Origin of the sequence: Pseudomonas deceptionensis (genome assembly GCF_900106095.1) — a bacterium.
Lineage (GTDB): Bacteria > Pseudomonadota > Gammaproteobacteria > Pseudomonadales > Pseudomonadaceae > Aquipseudomonas > Aquipseudomonas deceptionensis.
In genome coordinates this window covers 4,189,269-4,212,626 of the sequence record NZ_FNUD01000002.1, presented here as the reverse complement: position 1 = coordinate 4,212,626, position 23,358 = coordinate 4,189,269, and the positions used below count along the sequence as shown (strand labels likewise).

The following is a 23,358-nucleotide window of genomic DNA, read 5'->3' as shown; positions in this document are numbered from 1 at the left end:
TTAAAAGTGCACTTTGACCAGGGCGCTGGCGGTGTTTTGGTTAGTGTCCAGGCGACTGCTGTTTTCGACCCCGTACTTGTCTTTCCAATAGCTGTATTCAATCCCGACATACAGCTGTTTTTCACCAAAACCCATGGCTTTGCCCAGGTCATATTTGATCTGCGGGTTCAAATGCAGGTTGGAGTGATAGGTGCCGCGTGAGTTCTGGTCATTGTCGACCACCCAGTCCATGTAGCCGTCGATCAGCAGGTTGGAGCGACCCAAGGGGATGGTGTAGGAAAACGACGGGGTAATCTGCCAGGTACCGGTGCCAGGGCGCGGGCCTTCGGTATGGCGACGGTAGAAGTTCAGGGTGAAGTAGTTGAAGCCGGGTACCGCCAGGTCAAAGCCGGGGCCGATCAGATACGCCTCGCTGTCGCCTTCGCCGTACTCATAGGTCATGGCCAGCAACACGTCCTTGATCGGGCCGTACTCAAACTTGCGGTCGAAGATCTTGCCCAGAGACAGGCGCGGGCTGAACTCGCCGTAGTAGGTATGCGGGCCTTTGTTGGGGTCTTCCTTGCCGTTGTAGAAAATGCGGTCGACAAACAGGAAGTTGTCACCGTATTTCCACTTGTCGGCATGCTCGAAGGTGACGGTTTGCTGGATCGAAGGGTTGATCGCGAAGTTCTTGCCGTAGAGGTAAGTCAGGCTGTTGGTTTGCCACAAAAACAGATCACCGGCCATTGCCTGACCGGCAGCCAGAAAACCACCCGCGAGCGTGACGCCCCAGTGTTTGCAGTTCATGGGTAACTCCTTTTTTATTGTTGTTTTCTTTACCGCAAGCTCGTGAATCTGTGGGGGCGAGCCTGCTCGCGAAGGCATCAATGCGGTCGTTCAGAAATACCGCATCGTTTGCATCGCGAGCAGGCTTGCTCCCACAAGGAGGCAGTCGGATCAGTGCTGATGCACGTGACCGCTCATGGCTGCACGGCCGGCGCCGCCCAGTACGTTGAACATCAGGTTCAGGCATACCGCACTGACGGCGGCCATGGCGATGCCGCTGTGGGTGATGGGGTCCATCCACAGTGGCAGGTGGGCGAAGAACTCGGGGCGCACCACCGGGATCAGGCCCATGCCGATACTGACGGCTACCAGCAACTGATTGCGGCGGTCGGCAATGTCGGCTTCCTGCAGGATCTTGATCCCCGTGGCCGCGACCATGCCGAACATGGCGATGGCTGCGCCGCCCAGTACCGCAGGCGGAATGGAGGCCACCAGATACGCCGCCTTGGGCAGCAGGCTCAGGGTGATCAGAAATACACCGGCCATGATCGTCACCGAGCGGCAACGCACGCCGGTCATTTGCACCAGACCAATGTTCTGGGCGAATGAGGAGTGGGTGAAGGTGTTGAAGAAACCTGCAATGAACGACGCCCCGGCATCACACAGCAAGCCACGGCGCAGCATGCGTGGAGTGACCTCCTGGTCGGTGATTTTGCCCAGCGCCAGGAACATCCCGGTGGACTCGACAAAAATGATCACCACCACCAGGCACATGGAAAGGATCGGTGCCAGGTGAAACTCAGGCATGCCGAAGTGCAGCGGGGTGACGATCTGGAACCAGGGGGTGTTGTCCAGGCCGGAGAGGTCGACCATGCCGATTGCGCCTGACAGTACATAGCCCAGGGCCATGCCGATCAATACCGAAATGTTGACCCAAAAGCCACGCATGAAGCGGTTGATCAGCAGGATGGTTCCCAGCACCAGTGCCGCAATGGCCAGATACGTCGGGGAACCGAACTGCGCAGCAGCACTGCCGCCACCGGCCCAGTTGACCGCAACGGGGAACAGGGACAGGCCGATCGAAGTAATCACGGTGCCGGTGACCAGGGGTGGGAAGAAGCGGACCACCTTGGACATGAACGGCGCAATGATCATCCCGAAAAAGCCTGCGGCGATGGTTGCGCCGAAGATCCCGGTCAGGCCGATACCCGGCATTCCGGCCATTGCCACCATGCTGCCGACGGCGGCAAAACTGGCCCCCATCATGACCGGCATGCGAATGCCCATGGGGCCGATACCCATCGATTGCACGATGGTGGCGACACCCGCCACCAGCAGGTCGGCGTTGATCAAAAAGGCGATTTCTTCCCGACTCAGGCCTGCGGCCTGTCCGATGATCAGCGGCACGGCCACGGCGCCGCCATACATCAGCAGCACATGCTGCAAACCGACCAGGATCAGTTGCAGCATGGGTAGCCGCGCCAGCGGGGGCGGCGCGGTTATGGCGGGTATGCGCGGTTCGGTTAAATCGGACATGCAACACCTCGGTCATTTTTTATTGTTGTGAGCTAGTGGTGTGTTCCTGCGGTCGCAGCCAGGCTGCGACCGCATAGCGCGTGCGTCAGTTGGTCTGGGCTCCTGCACTGATCCAGGCGCCGACCAGGTCGCGTTCCTGTTGGGTCATCTGTGTGATGTTCCCCAGCGGCATTATCGGACTGGAGATGGCCTGGGCCTGGATGCGCGGGGCCATGAGCTTGATCTGTTGCGCGGTGTCGAACATCACGCCTGCCGGGGCCGCACTGAACAGGGGGCTGGTGGGGGTGGCGGAATGACAAACCGTGCAACGCTCCTGGATCACCACATGGACTTTTTCGAAGTCAACGCTGGCCACTGGCGCTGCGGGGGCAGCAGGTGCCGGTGCAGGCGGCGGGGCATCCGCGGCTTTGACGCCGCCCATAGCGGTTTCCGGAAGCGGCTGGTACTTGATCACTTTGGCCACTTCAGGGGCGGTTGGCGCAGGTTTTGGGCCTGTGACGTAAGCCAGGCAAATCATGCCCAGTGCCGCGACGGGCAGGGTCCAGGCAAATTTATGGCTGTTGTGGCGAGTGTTGAAGTAGTGACGAACCAACACGGCCAGCACCGCAATCCCGGCCAGGATCAACCAGTTGTACTGGCTGCCATAAGTGCTCGGGAAGTGGTTGCTGATCATGATGAACAGCACCGGCAAGGTGAAGTAGTTGTTGTGGCGTGAACGCAACAGGCCTTTGGCCGGCAGCGCCGGGTCGGGGCTGCGGCCTTCCTTGATCGCGGCGACCAGTGCGCGCTGGGCGGGCATGATGGTGCGGAACACGTTACCCACCATGATGGTGCCGATGATGGCGCCCACATGCAGGTACGCACCACGGCCGCTGAACACTTTGCTCAGGCCGAAGGCTGCCGCAACCAGCAACACAAACAGGACGAAACCGAGCAACGCCGGGCGTTTGCCCAGGGCGGAGTCGCAGAGAAAGTCGTAAATGAACCAGCCGGCAATCAGCGAGCCGATACCGATGGCAACTGCTTCGGGACCGCTCATGCTGGAGCCTGGAGCAATCAGGTACAGCGCGGGGTTGAAGTAGAACACCAGACACAGCAAGGCAATGCCTGACATCCAGGTGAAGTAGGCTTCCCATTTGAACCAGTGCAGGTTGTCCGGCATGGTCGGTGGGGCCAGCTTGTATTTTTCGAGGTGGTAAATGCCGCCGCCGTGAATGGCCCACAAATCCCCGGCCAGCCCTTCTTTGGGGTTGCTCCGGTTCAGGTTGTTTTCAAGCCAGACAAAGTAAAACGAGGCGCCAATCCAGGCCACGCCGGTGATCATATGAATCCAGCGCACGCTCAGATTCAGCCATTCCATTAGATGTGCTTCCACAGTCTTTACCTCTTGCCTGTCACCCTTGCGTGGGTCATCAGGCCTTCTCTTATTGGTGGGGGGCGAGGATCAACAACTCATCCTCTTTAAAGAAATGCTCATCGCAGTTATTGCCTGTGCCACTGCGATCAACCACCAGGAAGTCATCCCGCTTTTCGATCGTCAGCACCGGATGGTGCCAAACGCCGCGATGGTAATTAATGCCCTGCCTGCCATTACTGACAAAGGCTCGGACCAAGCCTGATACAGGTTCATCGCCAACGGGCGCGACCACGATCAGAAAGGGGTTGCCGAGCAGCGGGATAAAAGCCTGGCTGCCCAGCGGATGGCGCTCCAGCATGCGTACGGTAAACGGCATGTCCTGCGCTTCGGCGCGGAAAATGCTGATGATCGCCTTGTCTTCTGGCGTAGCCGTTTCGACCTCGGCCAGACGATGAAAGCGCATGGTCGAACCGTTATTGATCATGAAGTGGTCGCTGCCATCGGTTTCGATTACGTCACCGAAAGGGGCGAAGGCTTCTTTGGTCAGCGGTTCAATCATCAATGTGCGCATGGTGGTCTTCTTTTTCTGGTTTTTGTCAGGTAAACGTTTTGCTTTTGTAGGCGCTGCGGGAGGTTGCGATAGACCGTAAAGCAAGACCCTTCGGGTCTTGTCGCAGCCTGCGGCAGCGGCTACAGGCTCAGCATTACTTCGCTACTTTCCCCAAAATGCGCAGGCGGCTTATACCGCCGTCCGGGAACAGGTTGAGGCGGATGTGGGTGATCGGGCCCAGGGCTTTGATCTGCTCACTGAAGCTGTGCTCGGCGTGCATTTCAAGTTTTTGGCTCGGCAGCAGTTCGCGCCAGAACAACGACTGGGTTTCGATCTGGCTGTCGGTGCCGCCTTTGACGAACGCGCCCTGAATCGAGCAGGTGTCCGGGTAGTTGCCTTTGAAGTGCAAGGTGTCGACGATGATTTTTTCGATCTCGCCCGCATGGCCCAGCGCGACGATGACCCAGTCATTGCCCGGCGTACGACGGCGTGCAGTTTCCCAGCCGTCGCCCATGTTGATGCCACGGCCCGGGTTGAGGATGTTGCTCATGCGCCCGAAGTGTTCGTCGGAGCAGGCGAGGGCGCGGCCACCGTTAAGGGCTGCAGCCAGGTCGACCTGTTCGTTGTCGCCCACTGTCGACCAGTCGCGGAACGGCACGCCGTACACGCGCAGGCGTGCTACACCACCGTCCGGGTAGATGTTGAAGCGCAAGTGGCTGAACGCCTGATCATTGCTGATCTCGTGGTAGTGATGGCTGTTGCCTTGCAGCTCGACAGCCGACAGCACTTCTACCCAATGAGTGTCTTCGGTTGGTTCGCCCGAGGCCAGGAAACAGGCCTCAAGGGAGGCAGACGGCGGAAAGTTGCCGGTGAAGAATGAAGTGTCGATGTCCACACCCTTGATCGAGCCTGGAACGCCAAGACGGATGACGGCACTGTCATAACCTTCAAAGCGCTTGCGGCGGGACTCCCAGCCGTCCATCCACTTGCCGTTGTCATCGAAAACGCCCTCCTTCCATACGGCCGGGGTCGGCTGGAACATGCGGTTGGCGTCGGCGAACCAGTCATCGGTTACCGAAACGATTTTGGTGCCCAGGCGGGCATCGGCCAGGTTGACGAACTTCTCGAAAGGTACGGCGTAAGCTTTCATTCTTCTTGTCTGCCTTTAATTAAGTGGCTGGAGATGCGTCATCGGCAGGTGCCGGTTCGGCTTAGAGCTGGAGCAATCGGAACAGGGCAATTTTGTTGATTTCTGCCAACGCGCATTTGAACTCGACGTCTGCCGGGTTGTGGATGCGTGTCTCGAACGCGGCGAGGATCTGGTGCCGGTCGCTGCCTTTTACCGCCATGATGAAGGGAAACTTGAACTTGGCTTTGTAGGCGTCGTTCAGCTCGGTGAAGCGTTGGAACTCTTCGGCCGTGCATTGGTGAATACCGGCGCCAGCCTGTTCATGGGTGCTGGCTTCGGTCAGTTGGCCCTGAACGGCTGCTTTGCCCGCCAGGTCCGGGTGAGCGTTGATCAAGGCCAGCTGGCTGGCGTGATCGGCGCTCAACAAAATGTCACTCATGCGCTGGTGCAGGGTCTCGATGGTGTCGACGCTGCTGTCCAGGCCCAGGTCGAAGGCTTTTTCGGCAACCCAGGGCGAGTGTTCGTAAATATCGGCAAAGGCCGCCACGAATGCTTCACGACTCAGGGTTGAAGGCTTGAGGGTCTTGAAGGTGCTCATTTGGCAGTCTCTGCAACATAAGGGTGGGTGGCGTGCCAGTGACGGGCGATGTCCACGCGGCGGGTGAACCAGACCTGCTCGTGGCTCTTGGCGTATTCAATAAAGCGCTTGAGGGCGGCGAGACGCGCAGGGCGGCCAATGAGGCGGCAATGCAGGCCGATGGATAGCATTTTCGGTGACTCTGCACCTTCGGCGTACAGCACATCGAACGCATCCTTGAGGTACTGGAAAAACTGCTCACCGGTGTTGAAGCCCTGTACCTGGGTGAAGCGCATGTCATTGGTGTCCAGGGTGTAAGGGATCACCAGGTGCGGTTTGCCGGTGGGGTTGTTCGGTTCCCAGTAGGGCAGGTCGTCGTCATAAGTGTCCGAGTCATACAAAAAGCCGCCTTCTTCCATCACCAGCCGCCGGGTATTGGGGCCGGTGCGGCCGGTGTACCAGCCCAGCGGGCGTTCGCCGCTGATTTCGGTGAGGATGCGGATCGCTTCGAGCATATGTTCACGCTCAAGGGCTTCATCCATGTACTGATAGTCGATCCAGCGATAGCCGTGGCTGCAAATCTCATGCCCGGCCGCGACCATGGCGCGGATGACATCCGGATGGCGCTGGGCGGCCATCGCTACGGCAAACACCGTCAGCGGGATATCGAATTCGCGGAACAGCTTGAGCACGCGCCACACGCCTGCGCGGCTACCGTATTCGTAAAGGGACTCCATGCTCATGTTGCGCTCGCCTTGTAGCGGCTGCGCGGAAACCATTTCCGACAGGAAGGCTTCAGACTCGTTGTCACCGTGCAGGATGTTGCGCTCGCCGCCTTCCTCGTAGTTGAGTACGAAAGACAGGGCGATACGGGCGTTGTCCGGCCAATGGGGGTGCGGAGGGTTGGGACCGTAACCAATCAGGTCGCGTGGGTAGTCAGCGCTCACTACAGTCTTCCTTATTGTTCGTGTTAACAGTCGATTGGCCAGACCTGGCGTCACTGCGATGGCCTGATTGTATACAACTTTGCAAAGCATTTGTAACCCTGATTTCGTCTATTTCTACCATGCTTTGCGCTGGAATAGTACTTGCAAAAAACTTGCCTGATTGGTCAGGTTATGAATATAAAGTCGCTATGGGCTGCGGTATTGACGGGATCTAGTGTCTGGGCCGCAGGGCGCGCGGGGTCGCTTCGAGGGCGCTTTTAATTGTGTACAATTTTTTTAATAAGTGTATTAATCTTGCTTCGCTGGGCTTTTTGGTGCGCCAAACGAGTTCAGCAACCGTTTTATTCACCGGTTCGGGGAGGTCGCAGAATCAATGGGACGTTTGACTACACACGTTTTGGATGCCGCACACGGCTGCCCGGGCAGCTCGATCAAGGTCGAGCTGTATCGGGTTGAAGGTTCACAGCTGGAGTTGGTGGCGTCGGCACTGACCAACAGCGATGGCCGTTGCGACGCGCCGCTGCTGGAGGGTGATACCTACCGTTCGGGGGTTTATCAGTTGCAGTTCAGTGCCGGTGATTACTACCGCGCACGGGGTGTGCAGTTGCCGCAGCCGGCTTTTCTGGATGTGGTGGTACTGCGTTTCGGCATCAGTGCCGAGCAGGATCACTACCATGTCCCGCTATTGATTTCGCCTTACAGCTACTCGACTTATCGCGGGAGCTAGAGATTCACGATCTGCGCATGTGGTTATTTGCCCGCTCACACTGCGGGCTTTTTTTTGTCCGCAATTTGAGGTCGAACTTTGTAGCCGCTGCCCAAGGCTGCAATCGAGCCCGAAGGGCTCGCTTGTTTCAAAACGAAGGTCCTGCGGCCCTTATCGCAGCCTTCGGCAGCGGCTACAGGGTTGGTTACCGACTCAACAACGACGCCGTTCCCGCTACACCAAACAATCCGGCGCTGACGCGGTTAAACCAGCTCTGGCCCTTGCCGCTGCGCAGATAGCCCGCCGCGCCATGGGCGCCAAGGCCGTAGGCCAGCTTGCACATCAGGTCGAGCACGGTCCAGGTCGCGATCATCACGAGCAACTGGTTGAGGAAGGGCAAGTTGGGGTTGAGAAACTGCGGCAGGAAGGCGGCAAAGAACAGAATGTCTTTTGGATTGCTGGCGCCCAGTACAAACGCGCGCCCAAACAGGGCACTGAAGCGCGGTATGGGTGCAGCCTGGGGCACATTGACTGCGGTGGCCGGCTGGCGCGATTGCTTCCAGCTTTGCCAGGCGAGGTAAAACAGATACAGCGCACCGACTATTTTCAGGGCGCTGAAGAGTTTTTCCGAGGCCAGCAACAAGGCCCCCAAACCCAGGGCCGAAGCGCTGAGCAGGCAGATCGATGCAAAAACACCGCCCAGAAAGGCAGGGTACGAGCGGCGCAAACCGTAGTTCAAACTGTTGCTGATCATCAATAACGACAGTGGCCCCGGAATCAGGATTACCACCAATGCCGCGCTGCTGAACAGCAGCCAGGTTTCCAGACTCATCACTTCCTCCCATGCAACAAAACGCCCCGCACTATGGGCGGGGCCGGTTGATACCGCCCTGTTTACAGATAAATAAACTTGGCGATGAAAATAGCGCAGAGCACCCACAAGCTGACGGAAATTTCGCGGTACTTGCCGGTGCCCGCCTTGAGGGCCACGTAACTGATAAAGCCCAGGGCAATCCCGTCCGCCACCGAGAAGGTCAGCGGCATCATGATCATGGTCACTATTGCCGGGATGCAGTCGGTGGGTTCGTCCCAGTTGATGTGCTGCATGCCGCCCATCATCAGCATCGCGACGTAAATCAGTGCGCCTGCAGTGGCGTAAGCGGGGATCATGCCAGCCAGGGGGGCAAAGAACATGGCGGCGACAAATAACACGCCCACGGTCACAGCGGTAAGCCCGGTTCGTCCGCCCGCTGCCACGCCCGCGGCGCTTTCAACGTAGCTGGTGACAGGCGGTACGCCGACCACGGCACCGAACACGCTGGAGGCACTGTCCGCCTTGAGTGCCCGTGACAGGTTTTCGATCTTGCCGTCGGCCTTGACCAGCCCGGCGCGCTGGGCCACACCCATCAAGGTGCCGGCCGTGTCGAACATGTGGACAAACAGGAAGGCCAATACCACGCTGATCATGCTGATATTGAAGACACCTTTGAGGTCCATGGCCATCCAGGTCGGAGCCAGGCTCGGCGGTGCGGACATGATGCCGTTGTAGTGCACCAGGTCCAGGCCCCAGCCGGCCAGGGTGACGGCGATGATGCTGATCAGGATCGCGCCGAACACCCGGTGATAGCTGAGGATCGCAATCAGCAAAAAGCACACGGCAGCCAGCAGCGGGGCGGGGTCACGCAGCGAGCCGAGCTTGATCAGGGTTGCCGGGCTGTCGACGATGATGCCCGAGGTTTTCAGGCCGATGATCCCCAGAAACAAGCCGACCCCGGCACCCATGGCATAACGCAGGCTGGCGGGGATGCTGTTGAGCAGCCATTCGCGCACCCGTGACAGAGTCAGAATCAGGAACAGCACGCCGGAGACAAAAACCGCGCCCAGTGCCGTTTCCCAGCTGTAGCCCATGGTGCCGACCACGGTGTAGGTGAAAAACGCATTCAGGCCCATGCCTGGCGCCAGTCCTACTGGCCAGTTAGCGTAGAGCCCCATCAGCAGGCTGCCAAGCGCAGCGGCGATGCAGGTCGCCACAAAAGCGGCGCCATGATTGATCCCTGCATCGGCCATGATGTTGGGGTTGACGAAAATGATGTAGGCCATGGTGATAAAGGTGGTCAGCCCGGCGATCAGTTCGGTTTTGACCGTGGTGCCATGCAGCGACAGTTTGAACAGGCGTTCCAGCAAGCCCCGTGTGGCGGGCGGTGCAAGATCCAGTGCGGGTGTTTCAGACTTTTGGCTGTCCACGGTAATTCCTCAGGCTTTTATTGTTTTTAAGGGCGCTGGTGGAGACGGTGATGCTGTTTTCTGACCTTGGGGTCAGAAACTCGCGCATGGGCTGAATTATGCTTTTGTATACAAAAAAAGCAATTAATGTTTTCAAGGTTGTAGACGAAATGCAGGATGGATGAGGTCTTTAAGGTGGGAGCGAGCCTGCTCGCGAATGTAGCTGCGGTGATGCAATCGCGAGCGGGCTCGCTCCCACAGACAGGGGGGATGCTAGGGCTGGCGGCTTTGGCCCAACGCCTGGTTGATTGCCAGCCAGCCATCGACTGCCGTTTCGCCAGCCTGGGCAAACACTCGCTGCAGCAATTTGACCTGCTCGCGGCGCAGGTTTTTTTCGAAGGCAACGCCGTCAGCGGTCAGCTCCAGCAGGCGTTTGCGCTTGTCGGTCTCGGGGGCGACGCTGCGCACCAGGTTCATTTCGATCAATTGGCGCAAAGGCGTGTTGAGTGCCTGTTTGCTAACGCCCAGCAGCGTCAGCAGTTCCTTGACGCTCACACCGGGGTGGTGGGCGATAAAAAAAACAATGCGCTGATGCACCCGGCTCAGCCCGCGACGGGCCAGCATTTCGTCCGCTTTGGCGGTAAATGCTTGATAGCCAAAGAAGAAGGCTTCCATGGCGGCGCGCTGAGTGGTCGGATTTTTAAGGTCAAGCATATTGACGTATCTAGGTTTCGCGGCGTAATTTCGGTCAACCAGTTTGACTTATTTCCAATTACTTCCGCTACCGGTGATCTGTATGGCCTTCTCCGAACGTGTTTCCCGCCTGAAAAGCTCTTTGATTCGTGAAATTCTGGCTGCGGCCCAGCGTCCGGAAGTCATGTCTTTCGCCGGTGGCCTGCCGGCCGAGGAAATGCTGCCCAAGGTCGACTGGACCGACATGCCGGCCTCCATGGGCCAATACGGCATGAGCGAAGGCGAGCCGGCCCTGCGTGAAGTGCTGGCGGCAGAGGCCCGCGCCCTGGGTGTGGATTGCGACGCGAGCCAGGTACTGGTGCTCAGCGGTTCGCAGCAGGCACTCGACCTGGCGGCCAAGCTGTACATCGACAAGGGCACGGAAATCATGCTCGAAGCGCCGACTTATCTGGCCGCGCTGCAAATCTTCCAGTTGTTCGGCGCCGAATGCCTGAGCTTCCCGCTGCAAGCCGATGGCCCGGACCTGGCTGCATTGCGTGTGCAGCTCGAAAAACACAACCCGGCATTCATCTACCTGATCCCGACGTTCCAGAACCCGTCTGCCGTGCGTTACAGCGAATCCAAGCGCGACGCCGTTGCGGCCTTGCTGGATGAGTTCGGCGTGACCCTGATCGAAGACGAACCGTACCGTGAGCTGAACTTCGACGGTGGCAGCGCTACGCCGATTGTCTCCCGCCTGAAAAAAACCAGCTGGATTTACACCGGCACCGTCTCCAAAACCCTGCTGCCGGGCCTGCGCGTCGGCTTCCTGATCGCCAGCCCGGACCTGTACCCGCACCTGCTGCGCCTCAAGCAATCGGCGGACCTGCACACCAACCGTGTGGGCCAGTGGCAGGCCTTGCAGTGGATAGGCACCGAGAAAATGAGCAACCACCTGGCCGAACTGCGTGATTTCTACCGCGTGCGCCGTGATGGCTTTCAGCTGGCGCTGGAAGAGCACTTCTCGGACCTTGCCGACTGGCATGTGCCACAGGGCGGTCTGTTCTTCTGGTTGACCCTCAAGCAGCCGTTCGATACCCGCACGTTGCTCAAGCCTGCACTGGAACAGAATGTCGCGTTCATGCCGGGTGAGCCGTTCTTCGCCAACCCGGATCAGAACGTTGGCAGCCTGCGCCTGAACTTCAGCCACATCGACCCGGCACGTCTGCACGAAGGCCTCAAGCGCCTGGCTAACGTGATTCGTCAGGCACAGGCTGCCCAGGCGGCCTAGAGGAGGCGCGATGCTCAAGGTTTATGGCGATTACAACTCGGGCAACTGCTACAAGATCAAGCTGATGTTGCATTTGCTGGGTCTTGAATATCAGTGGTTCGCGGTGGACATTCTCAAGGGCGAAACTGAAACCCTGGAATTCCTTGCGAAAAACCCGAACGGCAAAGTGCCGGTATTGGAGCTGGAAGACGGAACGTGTCTGTGGGAATCCAATGCGATTCTCAACTACTTGGCCGACGGCAGCGAATTTTTGCCGGCCGAGCCGCGTTTGCGCACGCAAGTGTTGCAGTGGCAGTTTTTCGAGCAATACAGCCATGAGCCTTACATTGCGGTGGCGCGGTTTATCCAGTTTTACCTGGGGCTGCCGCAAGAGCGTCTGGAGGAGTACCGCAAGCTGCAAAAGCGCGGTTACAAGGCGCTGGATGTGATGGAGCAGCAACTGGTTCGCACGCCGTATCTGGTGGGCGATCACTGCTCCATTGCGGACGTCACGCTGTACGCCTACACCCATGTGGCCGATCAGGGCGGTTTTGATCTGAGCGGCTATCCGGGCATTCAAGCCTGGTTGCAGCGGGTGGCGAGCCATCCGCGGCATGTGGGCATGCTCGATTGAGTTGATTGCGAACACAAAAAAACCGGCCGGCGCCGGTTTTTTTGTAGGTGGGGCGTGATGTTTATACGTTGGCAAAGCGCTGGTTCAGGTAATCAATGATCACCTTGGAGTCGTACATCCAGGTGGTCTTGCCATCTTCTTCGATGCGCAGGCAAGGCACTTTGATCTTGCCGCCTTGCTCCAGCAGGGTTTGGCGGTCCTGCTCGTTGTTCTTCGCGTCACGCAGGGCCACCGGTACATTCAGGCGGCGCAGGGTGCGGCGGGTTTTTACACAGAACGGGCACGCATGGAACTGGTACAGGGTCAGGCTTTTTGCAGCTTGATCGACCTGCGCCTGTGCGGCTGCAGGGCGCTGCTTTTTGCTGGGCCGGGTAACAAAATCGCCAGCGATGATGAGCTGACCCAGGCCTACGCGAAGCGCTTTGATAAACACAGTAAAAGCCTCATGGGCGAGTAAGAAGGGGCGCAGCTTACCTGAAATTGGCAGGCGAAAAAAAACCGGCGATCAACGCCGGCTTTCTTCGATACGACAATTACTTGATCAAGCTGAGAAACTCGCTGCGCGTGGCGGCGTTTTCGCGGAACTCACCCAGCATCACCGAAGTGATCATCGACGAGTTTTGCTTCTCGACACCGCGCATCATCATGCACATGTGCTTGGCTTCAATCACCACGGCAACGCCCAGGGCGCCGGTGACTTGCATCACCGCGTCGGCGATCTGGCGGCTCAGGTTTTCCTGGATCTGCAGACGGCGGGCATACATGTCGACAATGCGCGCCACTTTCGACAGGCCCAGCACTTTGCCGCTCGGAATGTAGGCCACGTGGGCCTTGCCGATAAACGGCAGCAGGTGGTGTTCGCACAACGAGTAAAGCTCGATGTCCTTGACCAGTACCATTTCGCTGTTGTCAGAGCTGAACAAGGCACCGTTGGTGACTTCTTCCAGGGTTTGTTCATAACCGCGGCAAAGGTACTGCATGGCTTTGGCGGCACGCTTTGGCGTATCCAGCAGGCCTTCACGGGAAACGTCTTCGCCGAGTTGACCGAGGATCGCGGTGTAGTTTTGTTCCAGGGACATTAATCTACCTGTGGGATTTTTCGCAAAGAGTAAGGGTACGGGGGCTGGCACGACGCTGCAAGCGTGACGACACGCTGTTACTCGTCGCGACCTTCCATCATGGTGCGTTTGAGCATGACATAGACCGCGCCGGCGCCACCGTGTTTGGCCTGGCAGGAGCAGAAGCCCAGCACTTGCGCGTGCTGGCGCAGCCAGGTGTTGACGTGACTTTTGATCATCGGGCGTTTGCCGTCCAGGCGTACGGCCTTGCCGTGGGTGACGCGCACGCAGCGAACTTCAAGCCTGGTGGCTTCGCCGAGGAATTCCCAGAGGGTTTCACGGGCTTTTTCGACGGTCATGCCGTGCAGGTCAAGGCTGCCTTCGAAGCCGATCTGGCCCAGTTTGAGCTTGCGCATCTGGCTTTCTTGAACACCGTCACGGGACCAGCTCAACTGATCTTCGGGGCCGACATCAATGACAAACTGGTCTGACAAGCCGTCAATGATGGTCGCATTGGTGCGCACGATGGCGTTCTGGCGCAGTTTGGCCAGCTGTGCACGGTCAGCTTTGGGTTTGCCGGTGTCGGCCCGATCATGTTTGATCGGTTTAACACCGCGAATCTCGTTTTTGAACAGGGAAAAGTCGTCGTCTTGCATGTCAGCCTCCGCGAAGGGCGGCTAGTTTACCCAAGTCGACGACGATCGGGCGGCGGATCTGCCTTAGTCGTGCTTTTTCATCAGGTGCGGGGCCATGTTCAGCCCCAGGGGCTGGCGCATCTGGCGACGACGGCGACGCCACATCCAGACCCCCAGCCAGCCCACCAGTAGCCCGAACACCAGCACCAGCATTGCACCTGCGGGGCTGGCATTGAGCTCGCCCAGGGCGCTTGGGTGGCCAATCAGGCTGGCGGCGCCTGCCAGCAGCAGCAACGCGCCCAGCAGGGCCAGCAGGGCCGCAAACGTCAGCACCAGGCGTGAGCGCCAGTTGCTGGGCGTCTTGGGGCGTAAACGTCGAGCATCAAAACCATCGGAGATCTTCATTCCGATCTTTCCTTAAAGGGTATCGGCCCTTCGACAGGGGGATGGGCCGGTTGTTCCAGAGTGCAGCGAAATAGGGCCAGGGCATGGTGTGTTCGGATGGGCGGTTGGAGCGTGCCGCCCACCAGCGATCAAATCAGGTTTTTGGTCAGCGTCAGGGTGGCGAAGTTGTCGTTCATGATGGCCATTTCGGTTTTCTGCACCTGTGCGGCCGGGATAATGCCGTCCGGGGTGGGCAGGTCCCGCGTGGCGCAGGCGTCTTCGACCAGCGTGCAGCGCAGGCCGTAGTCTTTGGCCGCACGTACGGTGGTGCTGACGCTGGAGTGGCTCATGAAGCCGCAGACGATCACATCCAGAGAGCCCAGGTTCTCAAGGGCTTTTTGCAGGCCGGTGTCATTGAAGGCGTTGGGCATGCGTTTTTCGATAATCAGCTCGTCGCCCTGGGGCTCAAGGCCCTTGATGAAGGCGCCGCGCTCACCCTGGGGGTCGAACATCCCGCCAACGGTGCCCAAGTGGCGGATATGGATCACGGGGCGCTTGGCCTTGCGGGCAGCGTCGAGCAAAAGGCCGATGTTGGCGGTGGCAGCGTCCATCCCTGACAGGGCCAGAGGACCGCTCAGGTATTCATTTTGCGCATCAATGATCAGCAGGCTGGCATTGCTCAGGTTGGCCGCGGCATAGCCACGTCCTGTGAGTTGAAACATCGTCTTTAAAGCGGGCATTCGGGGGCTCCTTTGAATGGGGCTTTTGGGACATTCTCCACTGGCGGAGCGTTTATGTGAATGGCCAGTCGTGTAAGCGTTGTGGTTGTTGGCCTGTAGCGATGTCAAGGGGAAATGGCAGGGGGCTAAAATGTACAAAATGGAGCGAATTTACCTTTTATAGGTCGACAGTCTTACTTTTTAAAACTGCGTTCTGTGTAACTGTCCGGCACAACTTTGGCGCGTAAGGGTTTGGCTGTTAGAATCGCCAATCGATTTTGAGGAGTAAGACCATTGATCACTTCCCGCCTGCGCACTCTGCGCGACCATATTCGCTGGGCCGTTAGCCACTTTCATGGGGAAGAGCTGTTCTTTGGTCATGGCACCGACAACGCTTGGGACGAAGCCCGTCAACTGGTGTTGGGTGCGTTGAACCTGCCGTGGGAAATCGCCGATAGCTACCTTGATTGCCGCCTTGAAGACGATGAGCTGGTCAACCTGCAGCATTTGCTCAAGCGCCGCATTGAAGAGCGTGTGCCGACGGCCTATCTACTGGGTGAAGCGTGGTTCTGCGGCATGTCGTTCATAGTTGATGAGCGCGTGCTGATCCCGCGTTCGCCCATTGGCGAGCTGATCGAAAAACGCTTTGAACCCTGGCTGGGCGCCGAGCCTGCGCGCATTCTGGACCTGTGCACCGGTTCGGGCTGTATCGGCATTGCGTGCGCTTACGAGTTCCAGAACGCTGAAGTGGTGCTGGCCGACTTGTCCTATGAGGCCCTTGAAGTGGCCAATCAGAACATTGAGCGTCACGGCGTCGATGAGCGTGTATACACCGTTCAGGGCGATGGCTTTGATGGTTTGCCGGGGCAGCGTTTTGACCTGATCGTGTCCAACCCGCCGTATGTCGATGCTGAAGATTTTGCTGACATGCCTGCCGAGTATCAGCATGAACCCGAGCTGGGTCTGGCCTGTGGCGACGATGGCTTGAACCTGGTACGCCGGATGCTGGCCGAGGCGGCGGATCATCTGACCGAGAAGGGCTTGCTGATTATTGAAGTGGGCAACAGCCAGGTTCACGTCGAGTCGCTGTACCCGGAAGTCGATTTCGCCTGGCTGGATTTCGAACGCGGAGGCCACGGCGTTTTCATGCTGACCGCCGAGCAGTGCCGCGAGCATCAAGAGCTGTTTGCTTCGCGGATCTGATGCCTGATGCAGATACGCTCCCACGGTTGAAGTCTTTCTGTAGCCGTTGTTTTAGCGGTGTGTCGCGATCCAGATCAACAAGCCTGCCTGGAACACCGTAAAGGCCACCAGGCAGGTGATGGTAAAACGCAAACCGGTCTCTTCACGCTGGTACTTGCTGAGCTTTTCTTCCTTGTCCCGCAGTTTCACGTCCTGTTCCTGCAGGTTCTGCTCGGCCTGCTGCAGCATTTGCGCAGCGTCAAGAATCTCCAGAAACTGCAACTTTTCGGCGTTCCAGCTATCCAGCAGCTCGCCCACTTTCACGTCTTCGATCCGCGCCTTGAGAAACTGGGCGTCGGCATACACCACATCAAACCCGTGTATCCGCAAAAAATGATCGCGACGCAGGCGGCTGTCTTCGCTCAGGGCGTCCTTGCTGGCCAGCTCTGTGGCATCGATGCGGTAATGCGACCAGCGCTTTTGTGCCCACTGCACGGCCCGGGCCAGCACAAACCGGCCAATTCCGCGGTTCAGGGGTTCGATCTGCATGCCGCGTTCAGGGCTGATACGCACACGGTGGGTAACGTGGTCGGCCCACACATCGAGATGGTTTTGCTCGCTGCGCACCCGCTGACCGGGCAACGCGATGTTCAGGCGCAGCAGGCTGATGTCTTTGCTGTGGCGCTCGGCATGGCCGAACTGCACGAAGCGCAAGGGCCGCCCGCCGGTGTGGCGGTCGGTCTGCAAGGGGGCCAGGCGCAGCAGCCTGAAATGCTCGGGTTGTACCTCGGCCCAAGGCAGCGGCGGCGCCTCGGGCGGGGCCGCAGCTTCAGGCTCGGCGGGTTGTGATGGGGTGTCGCTCATAACGGCTCGATCCTGTGCCAGGGTCTGTTGACGTTTGGTTGTGGCCGCGCCGATAGCCCATGTGGTGCAGGGCAAGGCGCGAGCAGCGTGGTTTAGTTGTTCTAAATAAGCTGCGAGCAACGCCGCCCTGCGCCACATGGGCTATCGGCCCTTCGGGTCGCGTGTCAAATTTCGCCAGGCTGCGTTGCAGGGCTTGAGAAGGGAACAACCATTCCCTTCGCCCTGCGCCTTGCCTGGCAAAATTTGACCCAGCGACGCGGCTCACAACCAAACGTCAACAGACCCTAGCCCGAAGTGTCAGCAAAGCAAAGGCGGCCGACCCCGGTTTATCGGCCGTTATGCGCACTACTGAAGGGCTGGCCGGCGTTCACTTTCGTGATAAAGCGCACAGTTCGATCCCCCAGTTCCCCCGCGAGCCGCTGATTGGGGTCGTTGTAGGACTGGATCTGACGCTTCATGTCCATGGGCACAATGCGCATCACGTGGTTCATGCCATTGATCAGCGTCAGCACGGCATCGGGTTTGGCGGCCTTGAGCAGGTGTGCATCTTTGACCTCGACCTGGATGTCGTGGGTGCCCTGAATGATCAGTGCCGGCATTTTCATGGCGGCAAAGGCGGTGGCCGGGTTGTAGCGCAGCAGGCTGATCAGGTAAGGCTGCACGCTGGGCCGGAAGATCACTTCGAGGTCCTTGGGCACATTGTCGTCCGTGCGTCCGGCTTCGAGGGTGCTGATCAGTTCAAAACTGCGTTGCAGCAGGGCAGGGGGCAACTTGTTGCGTTGCAGTTGCTCGCGCAACAACTCACCTACCGGGCGCCCGGTGCCCGCAATGGAGATCACCCCGGCAGCGCCGATGCGTGGCGCTGCAAGGCTGGCGATCAGCGCACCTTCACTGTGCCCCAGTACAAACACCTTGCCAAAACGCGGGTCGCTCTTGAGTTTGTCGCCCCAGGCGACAGCGTCAGTCACGTATTGATCGAGGTTCAACTGTCGTTCATCAGGCCCGGCCGGCTGGCTTTGGGCGATGCCGCGCTTGTCGAAGCGCACGCTGGCAATGTTGTTTTGCGCCAGGCGCCATGCCAGTTTTTTCAGGCTGTCGTTGCGCCCGCCAATGGGGTTGTTGCCATCGCGATCAGTAGGGCCGGAGCCTGCAATGATCAGCACCACGGGCACAGGCTGGCTGCTTTTGGGCAGCACCAGCGAGCCGTAAAGCGTGCCGGAGCCAGTATCGAGCTCGATGGGTCGCAGCAAGACATTAGAGGGGGGTGCCGCCAGGGCCTGGGTGCCAAACAGGGTCAGTGCTAAAAAGAGTATTCGCAGCATCATAGCGCCATCATTGTCTAGTGTGCCGGTTGGACAAACCCGGATGAGTAAGGTTCGAGGATGAACTACAAGGGCAGCCTGCGTATACTGGCTCGCTTAGTTATCGAGGCTGAATTTTATCGGCTGATTTTCGCGGAGCGCCCTGCATGTCCGGCAATACCTACGGCAAGCTGTTCACAGTCACCACCGCTGGCGAAAGCCATGGCCCGGCGTTGGTCGCCATTGTTGATGGCTGCCCGCCAGGGCTGGAGCTGTCCCTTGAAGACTTGCAGCGTGATCTGGATCGACGCAAGCCCGGCACCAGCCGGCACACCACCCAGCGCCAGGAAGCCGACGAAGTCGAAATCCTCTCCGGGGTTTTCGAAGGTCGCACCACGGGTTGCGCCATCGGCCTGCTGATCCGCAACACCGACCAGAAGTCCAAGGACTACTCGGCGATCAAGGACCTGTTCCGCCCGTCCCATGCCGACTACACCTATCACCACAAATACGGCGAGCGTGATTACCGCGGCGGCGGTCGCAGCTCGGCACGTGAAACGGCCATGCGCGTGGCGGCCGGTGCCATTGCCAAAAAGTACCTGGCGACCCAGGGCATTGTGATCCGTGGCTACATGAGCCAGCTGGGCCCGATTGAAATCCCGTTCAAGACCTGGGATTCGGTCGAAGACAACGCCTTCTTCTGCCCGGATCCGGACAAGGTGCCGGAACTTGAGGCCTACATGGACCAGCTGCGCCGTGACCAGGATTCGGTCGGTGCAAAAATCACCGTGGTTGCCGAAGGGGTGATCCCGGGTCTGGGTGAGCCGATTTTCGACCGCCTGGACGCTGAACTGGCCCATGCACTTATGAGCATCAATGCGGTTAAAGGCATCGAGATCGGCGCCGGTTTTGCCAGCGTTGCCCAGCGCGGCACCGAACACCGCGACGAGATGACGCCTGAAGGCTTCCTCAGCAATAACGCGGGCGGCATCCTGGGCGGCATTTCTTCCGGTCAGCCGATTGTGGCGCATCTGGCGTTGAAGCCGACGTCGAGCATCACCACCCCGGGGCGCTCGATCGACGTGCATGGCAACCCGGTGGATGTGATCACCAAGGGCCGCCATGACCCGTGTGTGGGCATCCGTGCCACGCCGATCGCCGAAGCCATGATGGCCATTGTGTTGATGGACCACCTGCTGCGCCACCGCGGCCAGAACGCTGATGTGCGCGTGAGCACTCCTGTGCTGGGCCAGTTGTAATGCAAGGGCTGTTGAGCGCCACGGTCTGACGACGGTGGCGACACTTCCTTACTGGCGACTGTCGGGGTTCTATCTTTTCTATTTCGCCTTGCTGGGGGCTACGGCGCCGTTTCTGGCGCTGTACTTCCATCACCTCGGGTTCTCCAGCGCGCGCATCGGCGAGCTGGTAGCCATCCCGATGCTGATGCGCTGCGTGGCGCCCAATCTGTGGGGCTGGCTGGGGGACTACACCGGCCAACGCCTGCTGATCGTGCGTCTGGGTGCGCTCTGTACCTTGCTCAGTTTTGCCCTGATCTTTGTCAGCCAGAGCTACGCCTGGCTTGCGCTGGTCATGGCGCTGCATGCGTTCTTCTGGCACGCCGTACTGCCGCAGTTCGAAGTCATCACCTTTGCCCATTTGCGCGATCAGCCCGAGCGTTACAGTCAGATTCGCCTGTGGGGTTCGATTGGTTTCATCCTCACCGTGGTGATTTTGGGGCGGTTGTTTGAGTGGCTGAGCCTGGACATCTACCCGGTAGCGCTGATCGTGGTCATGGCCGGGATTGTGTTGTGCAGCCTGTGGGTGCCCAATGCGCAGCCCTCCAGCCAGGGGCGTGCGCCCACAGCGGGCGGCTTTTTAAAGCAGCTGCGCAGTCCGGGCGTACTGGCGTTTTATGCCTGCGTCGCATTGATGCAAATGAGCCACGGGCCGTATTACACCTTCCTCACCCTGCACCTCGAAGATCTGGGCTACAGCCGGGGCGTGATTGGCTTGCTCTGGGCCCTGGGGGTGGTGGCTGAAGTGCTGATGTTCCTGGCCATGCGGCGCATCCTGCTCACGTTTTCGGTGCGCCGGGTGTTGATGTTCAGCTTTGCGCTGGCCGCGTTGCGGTGGCTGCTGCTGGGGTCTTTCGCCGAGCATTTGTGGGTGTTGCTGCTGGCGCAGGTTTTACACGCGGCCACCTTCGGCAGTTTCCATGCGTCGGCCATGACTTTTGTGCAGCGCAGTTTTGGCCCGGGTCAGCAAGGTCAGGGCCAGGCCCTTTACGCCACGCTGGCCGGTATCGGTGGCGCGGCCGGTGCGTTGTACGCCGGTTATAGCTGGAACACGTTGGGCCCCACTATCACCTTTAGTATGGCGAGCGTCGCAGCGCTGGCCGCAGCCGTTATCATTGCTACTCGACTGCAAGAGGACAGGCCATGAGCCTTACCCGTGAACACCTGAGCCTGGAAATTATAGAAGCCGGGCGCTTTTTATATGGTCGTGGCTGGTCGCCGGCCACCAGCAGCAACTACTCGACCCGGCTTTCGGCCACCCAGGCGCTGCTGACCGTGTCGGGCAAGCACAAGGGTCAGCTGGGGCCGGACGATGTGCTCGCCACCGACCTGTCGGGCAACAGCCTTGAGCCCGGTAAAAAGCCTTCCGCCGAAACGTTGCTGCACACCCAGCTTTACAGCTGGCGCCCCGAGATCGGCGCGGTGTTGCATACCCATTCGGTCAATGCCACGGTGCTGTCACGCCTGACCCCGGGTGACAGCATCGAGTTTGAAGACTACGAACTGCAAAAAGCCTTTAGTGGCGTTTCGACCCATGAGTCGAAGGTGCTGGTGCCGATTTTTGACAATGATCAGGACATCGCGCGCCTGGCAGCCAAGGTCCAGCCGTGGCTTGAAGCCCACCCTGACTGTGTGGGCTATCTGATTCGCGGCCATGGCCTGTACACCTGGGGCGCACGCATGAGCGACGCCTTGCGCCAGATTGAAGCCTTCGAGTTTCTGTTTGAGTGCGAACTGAAAACCCGCGCTGTACTCAATCGTTAATGCTGACTTCACCGTGAAGAAGCTCACAACCTGATTTCAACGGTCTGCCTGAACGGCCTGTAAAAGCCGAATGTGCGCCGAAGCCGAGGAACCACGCCCCATGAGCAGCCTGTCCGTTTATCACGTATCGAGCCCGGAATTACCGAACAAGGTACTGACCCACTTTGATGACATCGCATCCACCCTGGCCGAGCAGGGCGTGCGCTTTGACCGTTGGCAGGCCGCAGCACCGATCCAGCCGGGTGCCAGCCAGGACGAAGTGATCAATGCCTACCGTGACCAGATTGATCGCCTGATGAGCGAACGCGGTTATGTCACTGTTGATGTGATCAGCCTTGACCGCGATCACCCGCAAAAAGCCGAGTTGCGCGCCAAGTTCCTCGACGAACATCGTCATGGCGAAGATGAAGTACGCTTTTTCGTCGCTGGGCGTGGGCTGTTTACGTTGCACATCGGTGATTATGTTTACGCGGTGCTCTGCGAAAAGAACGACCTGATTTCAGTGCCCGCTGGTACGCCGCACTGGTTTGACATGGGCGAGCACCCGCACTTTGTCGCCATCCGGCTGTTCAATAACCCCGAGGGCTGGGTCGCGAACTTTACGGGCGAAGACATCGCCAGCCGCTTTCCGCGTCTCGAAGATTAAGGACACCCCATGCCGATCAAAGCCATCCTGACCGACATCGAAGGCACCACCAGCGCGGTCAGCTTCGTGTTCGACGTGTTGTTCCCGTACGCGGCCAAACACTTGCCCGGGTTCATCCGCCAGCACGCCGAAGACCCTGAAGTCGCCCTGCAACTGGGCGCTGTGCGCCTGGACAGCGGCGAGCCCGAAGCGGATGTGGAGCGCGTCATCGAGATCCTGCAGCAATGGATTGCCGAAGATCGCAAGGCCACGCCGCTCAAGGCGTTGCAGGGCATGATCTGGAAGCAGGGCTACGAGGCGGGCGAGTTAAAAGGCCATGTCTACCCGGATGCGGTGCAGGCTCTGCAGGCGTGGCACGAAAAGGGGTACGACCTGTATGTCTACTCTTCAGGCTCGATTCAGGCCCAGCAGCTGATTTTCGGGTGTTCCGAGGCGGGTGACCTGAGGCCGCTGTTCAGCGGCTATTTTGATACCACGTCAGGGCCCAAGCGCGAGGCGCAGTCCTACCGGCACATCATGGAGGCCATTGGCTGCCCGGCCGGCAAGATCCTGTTTTTGTCCGACATCGTCGAAGAGCTGGATGCCGCACAGGCGGCGGGCATGCAGACTTGCGGTCTGGCCCGGGAGGGCGGTGTGCTGGCGGGGCATAAAACCGTGAGCAGTTTTGCCGAGATCGATCCCGCAGGGCTGTAATCGAGTACTGAAATTCCGCACAGCAAAAAGCCAGCAATCGCTGGCTTTTTGTTGTCCCGCCTTCAGTATCAGCGGGTGTGATAGGTCGGCAGGGCGAAGCGGTGTTGGCTCTGCAGCAGTGAAATCGTTGGCAGCTCACTGGCCGTACCGGCCAGGTCGCGGCGAATCGCGCTGATGGCCCAGGTCAGTTGCTCCGCAGTGTGTAACTGCGCGTAAGAAATTGAGCGCTGGGTCTGCTTGCCGTCGCTGTCACACAGGGTCAGCAACACGCCGCCGTCGGGGCGGGGTTTGACAGTGACAGTGTGGTTCGAAAACAACGATGCGAATTTTTCTTGGATCAGGCTCATGTGTGTCAGCTCCATTAGCTCATGAAGGGCTTGCATGGAGTAGAGGTTGCAGTGATTGTGCCACTATCGAATTTTTATAAAACCGTTATAAATCAATGACCTAT

Annotated in this window: 27 protein-coding genes; 9 read left to right on the top strand and 18 right to left on the bottom strand. The window is 59.0% G+C overall.

What is annotated here, in order from left to right:
* The 7 genes from BLW11_RS19445 to puuE form a co-directional block, all read right to left on the bottom strand.
* Complete coding sequence (locus BLW11_RS19445; protein ID WP_048360815.1) at window positions 1–786, bottom strand: outer membrane protein OmpK; 786 nt, start codon at window positions 784–786, stop codon at window positions 1–3.
* 150 nt (window positions 787–936) lie between these two features.
* Window positions 937–2,301 (bottom strand): nucleobase:cation symporter-2 family protein, encoded by a 1,365-nt coding sequence (locus BLW11_RS19440; protein WP_048360816.1) that lies wholly within the window; start codon window positions 2,299–2,301, stop codon window positions 937–939.
* Between the two features lie 85 nt (window positions 2,302–2,386).
* Window positions 2,387–3,676: a urate hydroxylase PuuD gene (locus BLW11_RS19435; RefSeq protein ID WP_048360817.1), complete on the bottom strand. Its 1,290-nt coding sequence runs from the start codon at window positions 3,674–3,676 to the stop codon at window positions 2,387–2,389.
* A gap of 49 nt (window positions 3,677–3,725) precedes the next feature.
* On the bottom strand, window positions 3,726–4,229 hold the full coding sequence (locus tag BLW11_RS19430) for an ureidoglycolate lyase (RefSeq protein WP_048360818.1): 504 nt from the start codon (window positions 4,227–4,229) through the stop codon (window positions 3,726–3,728).
* Between the two features lie 133 nt (window positions 4,230–4,362).
* Entirely contained in the window at window positions 4,363–5,358 is a 996-nt protein-coding gene (gene alc / locus BLW11_RS19425) for an allantoicase (RefSeq protein WP_048360819.1), read from the bottom strand.
* A 61-nt stretch (window positions 5,359–5,419) separates the two neighbouring features.
* On the bottom strand, window positions 5,420–5,935 hold the full coding sequence (gene uraD / locus BLW11_RS19420) for a 2-oxo-4-hydroxy-4-carboxy-5-ureidoimidazoline decarboxylase (RefSeq protein WP_048360820.1): 516 nt from the start codon (window positions 5,933–5,935) through the stop codon (window positions 5,420–5,422).
* On the bottom strand, window positions 5,932–6,861 hold the full coding sequence (gene puuE, locus BLW11_RS19415) for an allantoinase PuuE (protein ID WP_048360821.1): 930 nt from the start codon (window positions 6,859–6,861) through the stop codon (window positions 5,932–5,934). The genes uraD and puuE overlap by 4 nt, the downstream gene beginning before the upstream one ends.
* Window positions 6,862–7,234: 373 nt before the next feature.
* Here puuE and uraH point away from each other — a divergent pair, with 373 nt between their 5' ends.
* Complete coding sequence (uraH, locus tag BLW11_RS19410) at window positions 7,235–7,588, top strand: hydroxyisourate hydrolase (RefSeq protein WP_048360822.1); 354 nt, start codon at window positions 7,235–7,237, stop codon at window positions 7,586–7,588.
* A gap of 184 nt (window positions 7,589–7,772) precedes the next feature.
* Here uraH and BLW11_RS19405 read toward each other — a convergent pair whose 3' ends face one another.
* The 3 genes from BLW11_RS19405 to BLW11_RS19395 all read right to left on the bottom strand — a co-directional run bounded on the left by BLW11_RS19405 (window position 7,773) and on the right by BLW11_RS19395 (window position 10,504).
* Window positions 7,773–8,399 carry a LysE family translocator gene (locus tag BLW11_RS19405; protein WP_048360823.1) on the bottom strand — a complete coding sequence of 209 codons (627 nt, stop codon included), beginning with the start codon at window positions 8,397–8,399 and terminating at the stop codon, window positions 7,773–7,775.
* 62 nt (window positions 8,400–8,461) lie between these two features.
* A complete protein-coding gene (locus BLW11_RS19400; protein WP_048360824.1) occupies window positions 8,462–9,811 on the bottom strand; it encodes an NCS2 family permease in 1,350 nt (449 codons plus the stop codon).
* Between the two features lie 252 nt (window positions 9,812–10,063).
* Window positions 10,064–10,504, bottom strand: a complete 441-nt coding sequence (locus BLW11_RS19395; protein ID WP_048360825.1) for a MarR family winged helix-turn-helix transcriptional regulator — start codon at window positions 10,502–10,504, stop codon at window positions 10,064–10,066.
* A gap of 82 nt (window positions 10,505–10,586) precedes the next feature.
* Here BLW11_RS19395 and BLW11_RS19390 point away from each other — a divergent pair, with 82 nt between their 5' ends.
* Together BLW11_RS19390 and BLW11_RS19385 are read left to right on the top strand one after the other, a co-directional pair.
* Window positions 10,587–11,753, top strand: a complete 1,167-nt coding sequence (locus BLW11_RS19390) for an aminotransferase-like domain-containing protein (protein WP_048360826.1) — start codon at window positions 10,587–10,589, stop codon at window positions 11,751–11,753.
* Window positions 11,754–11,763: 10 nt separating this feature from the next.
* Entirely contained in the window at window positions 11,764–12,366 is a 603-nt protein-coding gene (locus BLW11_RS19385; protein ID WP_048360827.1) for a glutathione S-transferase family protein, read from the top strand.
* Between the two features lie 61 nt (window positions 12,367–12,427).
* On the opposite strand, the gene BLW11_RS19380 is transcribed toward BLW11_RS19385, so the two are convergent.
* The 5 genes from BLW11_RS19380 to BLW11_RS19360 form a co-directional block, all read right to left on the bottom strand.
* Complete coding sequence (locus BLW11_RS19380; RefSeq protein WP_048360828.1) at window positions 12,428–12,799, bottom strand: glutathione S-transferase N-terminal domain-containing protein; 372 nt, start codon at window positions 12,797–12,799, stop codon at window positions 12,428–12,430.
* Between the two features lie 100 nt (window positions 12,800–12,899).
* Window positions 12,900–13,445, bottom strand: coding sequence for a GTP cyclohydrolase I FolE (folE, locus tag BLW11_RS19375; protein ID WP_003442011.1), 546 nt, complete (start codon window positions 13,443–13,445; stop codon window positions 12,900–12,902).
* Window positions 13,446–13,522: 77 nt separating this feature from the next.
* Window positions 13,523–14,080 (bottom strand): Smr/MutS family protein, encoded by a 558-nt coding sequence (locus BLW11_RS19370; RefSeq protein WP_048360829.1) that lies wholly within the window; start codon window positions 14,078–14,080, stop codon window positions 13,523–13,525.
* A 63-nt stretch (window positions 14,081–14,143) separates the two neighbouring features.
* A complete protein-coding gene (locus BLW11_RS19365) occupies window positions 14,144–14,464 on the bottom strand; it encodes a hypothetical protein (protein ID WP_048360830.1) in 321 nt (106 codons plus the stop codon).
* Window positions 14,465–14,592: 128 nt separating this feature from the next.
* Window positions 14,593–15,183, bottom strand: a complete 591-nt coding sequence (locus tag BLW11_RS19360) for a cysteine hydrolase family protein (RefSeq protein ID WP_048360831.1) — start codon at window positions 15,181–15,183, stop codon at window positions 14,593–14,595.
* A gap of 273 nt (window positions 15,184–15,456) precedes the next feature.
* On the opposite strand from BLW11_RS19360, the gene prmB reads away from it, so the two are divergent.
* Window positions 15,457–16,365 carry a 50S ribosomal protein L3 N(5)-glutamine methyltransferase gene (gene prmB, locus BLW11_RS19355; protein ID WP_048360832.1) on the top strand — a complete coding sequence of 303 codons (909 nt, stop codon included), beginning with the start codon at window positions 15,457–15,459 and terminating at the stop codon, window positions 16,363–16,365.
* 51 nt (window positions 16,366–16,416) lie between these two features.
* Here the strand turns inward: prmB and BLW11_RS19350 are convergent, their stop codons facing one another.
* Both BLW11_RS19350 and BLW11_RS19345 read right to left on the bottom strand, forming a co-directional pair.
* Window positions 16,417–17,208, bottom strand: a complete 792-nt coding sequence (locus tag BLW11_RS19350) for a hypothetical protein (protein ID WP_048360833.1) — start codon at window positions 17,206–17,208, stop codon at window positions 16,417–16,419.
* 326 nt (window positions 17,209–17,534) lie between these two features.
* On the bottom strand, window positions 17,535–18,533 hold the full coding sequence (locus tag BLW11_RS19345) for an alpha/beta hydrolase (RefSeq protein WP_048360834.1): 999 nt from the start codon (window positions 18,531–18,533) through the stop codon (window positions 17,535–17,537).
* A 143-nt stretch (window positions 18,534–18,676) separates the two neighbouring features.
* Between BLW11_RS19345 and aroC the strand changes: the two genes are divergently transcribed.
* From aroC to mtnC, 5 genes are all read left to right on the top strand, one after another.
* Window positions 18,677–19,768, top strand: coding sequence for a chorismate synthase (gene aroC, locus BLW11_RS19340; RefSeq protein ID WP_048360835.1), 1,092 nt, complete (start codon window positions 18,677–18,679; stop codon window positions 19,766–19,768).
* A 34-nt stretch (window positions 19,769–19,802) separates the two neighbouring features.
* The gene (locus BLW11_RS19335) at window positions 19,803–20,951 is read left to right on the top strand and encodes an MFS transporter (protein ID WP_048360836.1); all 1,149 of its coding nucleotides are present in this window, start codon (window positions 19,803–19,805) and stop codon (window positions 20,949–20,951) included.
* Window positions 20,948–21,568: a methylthioribulose 1-phosphate dehydratase gene (locus BLW11_RS19330; protein WP_048360837.1), complete on the top strand. Its 621-nt coding sequence runs from the start codon at window positions 20,948–20,950 to the stop codon at window positions 21,566–21,568. The genes BLW11_RS19335 and BLW11_RS19330 overlap by 4 nt, the downstream gene beginning before the upstream one ends.
* 100 nt (window positions 21,569–21,668) lie before the next feature.
* Window positions 21,669–22,214 (top strand): 1,2-dihydroxy-3-keto-5-methylthiopentene dioxygenase, encoded by a 546-nt coding sequence (locus BLW11_RS19325; protein WP_048360838.1) that lies wholly within the window; start codon window positions 21,669–21,671, stop codon window positions 22,212–22,214.
* 9 nt (window positions 22,215–22,223) lie between these two features.
* The gene (mtnC, locus tag BLW11_RS19320; protein ID WP_048360839.1) at window positions 22,224–22,907 is read left to right on the top strand and encodes an acireductone synthase; all 684 of its coding nucleotides are present in this window, start codon (window positions 22,224–22,226) and stop codon (window positions 22,905–22,907) included.
* A 68-nt stretch (window positions 22,908–22,975) separates the two neighbouring features.
* Here mtnC and BLW11_RS19315 read toward each other — a convergent pair whose 3' ends face one another.
* Window positions 22,976–23,254 (bottom strand): DUF3509 domain-containing protein, encoded by a 279-nt coding sequence (locus tag BLW11_RS19315; RefSeq protein ID WP_048360840.1) that lies wholly within the window; start codon window positions 23,252–23,254, stop codon window positions 22,976–22,978.
* Window positions 23,255–23,358 lie beyond the last annotated feature (104 nt).

Coding starts and splice junctions, on each gene's coding strand:
- BLW11_RS19370 (WP_048360829.1), bottom strand. CDS start 14,080: ATGCAAGACGACGACTTTTCCCTGTTCAAAAACGAGATTCGCGGTGTT.
- BLW11_RS19325 (WP_048360838.1), top strand. CDS start 21,669: ATGAGCAGCCTGTCCGTTTATCACGTATCGAGCCCGGAATTACCGAAC.
- BLW11_RS19445 (WP_048360815.1), bottom strand. CDS start 786: ATGAACTGCAAACACTGGGGCGTCACGCTCGCGGGTGGTTTTCTGGCT.
- BLW11_RS19405 (WP_048360823.1), bottom strand. CDS start 8,399: ATGAGTCTGGAAACCTGGCTGCTGTTCAGCAGCGCGGCATTGGTGGTA.
- alc (WP_048360819.1), bottom strand. CDS start 5,358: ATGAAAGCTTACGCCGTACCTTTCGAGAAGTTCGTCAACCTGGCCGAT.
- BLW11_RS19430 (WP_048360818.1), bottom strand. CDS start 4,229: ATGCGCACATTGATGATTGAACCGCTGACCAAAGAAGCCTTCGCCCCT.
- BLW11_RS19395 (WP_048360825.1), bottom strand. CDS start 10,504: ATGCTTGACCTTAAAAATCCGACCACTCAGCGCGCCGCCATGGAAGCC.
- uraD (WP_048360820.1), bottom strand. CDS start 5,935: ATGAGCACCTTCAAGACCCTCAAGCCTTCAACCCTGAGTCGTGAAGCA.
- folE (WP_003442011.1), bottom strand. CDS start 13,445: ATGTCCCTGGAACAAAACTACACCGCGATCCTCGGTCAACTCGGCGAA.
- BLW11_RS19390 (WP_048360826.1), top strand. CDS start 10,587: ATGGCCTTCTCCGAACGTGTTTCCCGCCTGAAAAGCTCTTTGATTCGT.
- uraH (WP_048360822.1), top strand. CDS start 7,235: ATGGGACGTTTGACTACACACGTTTTGGATGCCGCACACGGCTGCCCG.
- mtnC (WP_048360839.1), top strand. CDS start 22,224: ATGCCGATCAAAGCCATCCTGACCGACATCGAAGGCACCACCAGCGCG.
- BLW11_RS19365 (WP_048360830.1), bottom strand. CDS start 14,464: ATGAAGATCTCCGATGGTTTTGATGCTCGACGTTTACGCCCCAAGACG.
- BLW11_RS19385 (WP_048360827.1), top strand. CDS start 11,764: ATGCTCAAGGTTTATGGCGATTACAACTCGGGCAACTGCTACAAGATC.
- BLW11_RS19345 (WP_048360834.1), bottom strand. CDS start 18,533: ATGATGCTGCGAATACTCTTTTTAGCACTGACCCTGTTTGGCACCCAG.
- BLW11_RS19360 (WP_048360831.1), bottom strand. CDS start 15,183: ATGCCCGCTTTAAAGACGATGTTTCAACTCACAGGACGTGGCTATGCC.
- BLW11_RS19315 (WP_048360840.1), bottom strand. CDS start 23,254: ATGAGCCTGATCCAAGAAAAATTCGCATCGTTGTTTTCGAACCACACT.
- BLW11_RS19440 (WP_048360816.1), bottom strand. CDS start 2,301: ATGTCCGATTTAACCGAACCGCGCATACCCGCCATAACCGCGCCGCCC.
- aroC (WP_048360835.1), top strand. CDS start 18,677: ATGTCCGGCAATACCTACGGCAAGCTGTTCACAGTCACCACCGCTGGC.
- BLW11_RS19350 (WP_048360833.1), bottom strand. CDS start 17,208: ATGAGCGACACCCCATCACAACCCGCCGAGCCTGAAGCTGCGGCCCCG.
- BLW11_RS19330 (WP_048360837.1), top strand. CDS start 20,948: ATGAGCCTTACCCGTGAACACCTGAGCCTGGAAATTATAGAAGCCGGG.